The organism is Ruegeria sp. BHSA162 (assembly GCF_059613385.1).
In genome coordinates this window covers 1-3036 of the sequence record NZ_JBXWSK010000145.1, presented here as the reverse complement: position 1 = coordinate 3036, position 3036 = coordinate 1, and the positions used below count along the sequence as shown (strand labels likewise).

General features: G+C 62.2%; 2 protein-coding genes and 1 pseudogene. 2 read left to right on the top strand and 1 reads right to left on the bottom strand.

Translation table 11 applies throughout. The annotated features are described in order from the left end of the window. Together AC2FM5_RS19480 and uvrC are read left to right on the top strand one after the other, a co-directional pair. Positions 1-159, top strand: a pseudogene (locus tag AC2FM5_RS19480) (short-chain dehydrogenase); the annotation flags it as partial. Positions 160-449: 290 nt separating this feature from the next. Next, the gene (gene uvrC / locus AC2FM5_RS19475; protein WP_496737624.1) at positions 450-2324 is read left to right on the top strand and encodes an excinuclease ABC subunit UvrC; all 1875 of its coding nucleotides are present in this window, start codon (positions 450-452) and stop codon (positions 2322-2324) included. On the opposite strand, the gene AC2FM5_RS19470 is transcribed toward uvrC, so the two are convergent. Continuing rightward, positions 2309-3036: DMT family transporter (locus tag AC2FM5_RS19470; protein ID WP_496737623.1), on the bottom strand; the 728-nt coding region annotated here is incomplete at its 5' end. The genes uvrC and AC2FM5_RS19470 overlap by 16 nt on opposite strands.

Here is a 3036-nt window from a genome sequence, read left to right as displayed (position 1 = left end):
CGCGAAAACACGGTCCTGGAACGCGGTGCAAACCCGTCGGATATCAACGCGGCCCTTGGGTATTTTCTGGACGCACATGCGGTCACGGGCCAGCTTTTGTGCGTTGATGGCGGCCAGCATCTGGGCTGGCAAACGCCTGATGTAGTGGGCCTTGAATAGGTATTGGCCCTGCAAGTTTTGCACCGCTCTCGATCCTGTTACAGGTTCGTTACAAAAATGTCTTTTTTTTCATACACTTGTAAAACGATAATAAAAATATCGTTTAGAATCAATATGTTAAAATTGTGCCTATTTATTGTGCAACGCAGTGAAAACACAAGGATTCAAGGAAAAATCACGGTGCAGGGAAAGTTGTCCGCACAGTTATCCACAAGAATCGTGGATTTGTTTTCTCTTGATCTGAGGCGCGCAAGATTGCAGCCACGGTCAGAGAATCGTATCTCTCTCTCATGACCGCCGACAGCGCCCCTCAATCCCAGCCTCAGCCGACCGGCTATGCTTGCATCCAGAAATACGTGAGGACGCTGGACAGTTCGCCGGGTGTCTATCGGATGCTCGATGCGGACAGCCGGGTTCTGTATGTCGGCAAGGCGCGCAACCTGCGGGCGCGGGTGTCGAACTACACCCGCCCGGGACATTCCGGCCGGATCGAGCGGATGATCGCCTCGACCGCGTCGATGATGTTCCTGACCACTCGGACCGAGACCGAGGCGCTGCTGCTGGAGCAGAACCTGATCAAGCAGCTCAAGCCCAAATACAACGTGCTGCTGCGCGACGACAAAAGCTTTCCCAACATTCTGGTGGCCAAGGACCACCCATTTCCGCAGATCAAGAAACATCGCGGGGCCAAGAAGGAAAAGGGCGCCTATTTCGGCCCCTTCGCCAGTGCGGGCGCGGTGAACCGCACGCTGAACCAGCTGCAGAAGGCGTTTCTGCTGCGCAACTGCTCGGATTCGATGTTCGACAGTCGCACCCGGCCCTGCCTGCTCTATCAGATCAAGCGCTGCTCGGGGCCGTGCGTGGGCATGATTTCGCAGGCCGACTATGCCGAAAGCGTGCGCGACGCCGAGCGGTTCCTGTCCGGACGCTCGACCCGAATCCAAGAGGAACTGGCCGCGCAGATGCAGGAGGCTTCGGACGCGATGGAGTTCGAGCGCGCCGCCGCCCTGCGCGACCGGATCCGCGCGCTGACGCAGGTGCAGACGGCGCAGGGCATCAACCCGCGCGGGGTGGCCGAGGCGGATGTGATCGGCCTCTATATGGACAGCGGTCAGGCCTGTGTTCAGGTGTTCTTCATCCGCGCCAATCAGAACTGGGGCAACCGGGATTTCTATCCGCGGGTCGGTCCCGACGTCTCGCCGGCCGAGGTGATGGAGGCCTTTCTGGGCCAGTTCTACGACAACAAGGAACCGCCCCGCCAACTGATCCTGTCGGACGGGATCGAGAACGCAGACCTGATGCAGCAGGCCCTGTCGGAAAAGGCCGGTCGCAAGGTCGAGATATTGGTGCCGCAGCGGGGCGAAAAGCTCGAGCTGGTCTCGGGCGCGCTGCGCAACGCGCGCGAGGCGCTGGCGCGCCGCATGTCGGAAAGCGCGACGCAGGCCAAGCTGCTGCGCGGTCTGGCCGAGGCCTTTGATCTGGACGCGCCGCCGAACCGGATCGAGGTCTATGACAACTCGCATATCCAGGGCACCAACGCGGTGGGTGCGATGATCGTGGCCGGGCCCGATGGGTTCATGAAGAACGCCTATCGCAAATTCAACATCCGCGGCGATGACCTGACGCCGGGCGACGATTTCGGCATGATGAAAGAGGTGCTGACCCGCCGCTTCACCCGCCTGCTGAAAGAGGACCCCGACCGCGACAAGGGCCTGTGGCCCGATCTGCTGCTGATCGACGGGGGCGCGGGGCAGGTGAGCGCCGTGCACGAGATCATGCAGTCGCACGGGGTCGAGGACATCCCGATGGTCGGTGTGGCCAAGGGCGTCGATCGGGACCACGGCAAGGAAGAGTTTCACCGCATCGGCCAGCGCCCCTTTGCCCTGAAACGCAACGACCCGGTTCTGTATTTCATTCAGCGGCTACGGGACGAGGCGCACCGCTTTGCCATCGGCACCCACCGCGCCAAACGCGCCAAGGCGATGGGGGCTACACCGCTGGACGAAATCCCCGGCGTAGGCGCGTCCCGCAAACGCGCCCTGCTGGCGCATTTCGGCAGCGCCAAGGCGGTCAGCCGCGCCAATCTGGCGGATCTGAAGGCGGTGGACGGGATCTCGGCCGGTCTGGCGCAGAAGGTCTATGATTTCTTTCACGAAAAGGGCTGAGGCCGCTGGCGCCCGCGCCACAGGATGTACAGCCCCGAGGCCACGATCAGCGCGCTGCCCAGCCACATGGTCTGGTCCAGATGCTCGTCGAATATCAGCATGCCCAGCCCAATGCCGAACAGAAGGCGGGTATAGCGAAACGGAGTTACGGCCGACACTTCACCCGTCCGCATGGCCAGCATCAGCGAAGAATAGGCCACCGCGCCCATCACCACGGCCCCGGTCAGGTGCAGGGCGGTGCGGGTGTCCACCGGCACCGCCGCGGCGCCTTCGAAAGCCCGGTACAGTCCACCGGCGACGACAATTGACAGAAAGCCATAAAACCCAAGAACGGTGGTGCCCAGCGTGGCGGGGGCGGCGCGGCTGGCCAGATCGCGGCCGGCAAAGCCCAGCATTCCCAGCACCGCAAGAATGGACAGGGCCGAGAAACTGTCTCCGGTCGGCTGGATGATGATCACCACTCCGATCAGTCCGACCAGAATGGCACTCCAGCGCCGCCAGCCGACGGTTTCCCCGAAAAACAGCGCGGCACCCGCCACCACGACCAGCGGCGTGGCCTGCAGGATCACTGTGGCCGAGGACAGCGGCGTCAGGGCGATGGCCAGCACATAGAACAGGCGGCCGAAGACTTCGAACAGCACTCGGATCTTCATCGGCTTGGACAGGACATCGGGGTGCAGCAACCGCCGCCCCTGTAGCAACGCGGCTCCGG

What these genes read in the sequence shown, in the direction of transcription:
- uvrC (WP_496737624.1), top strand. Translation starts at nt 450, where the DNA reads ATGACCGCCGACAGCGCCCCTCAATCCCAGCCTCAGCCGACCGGCTAT.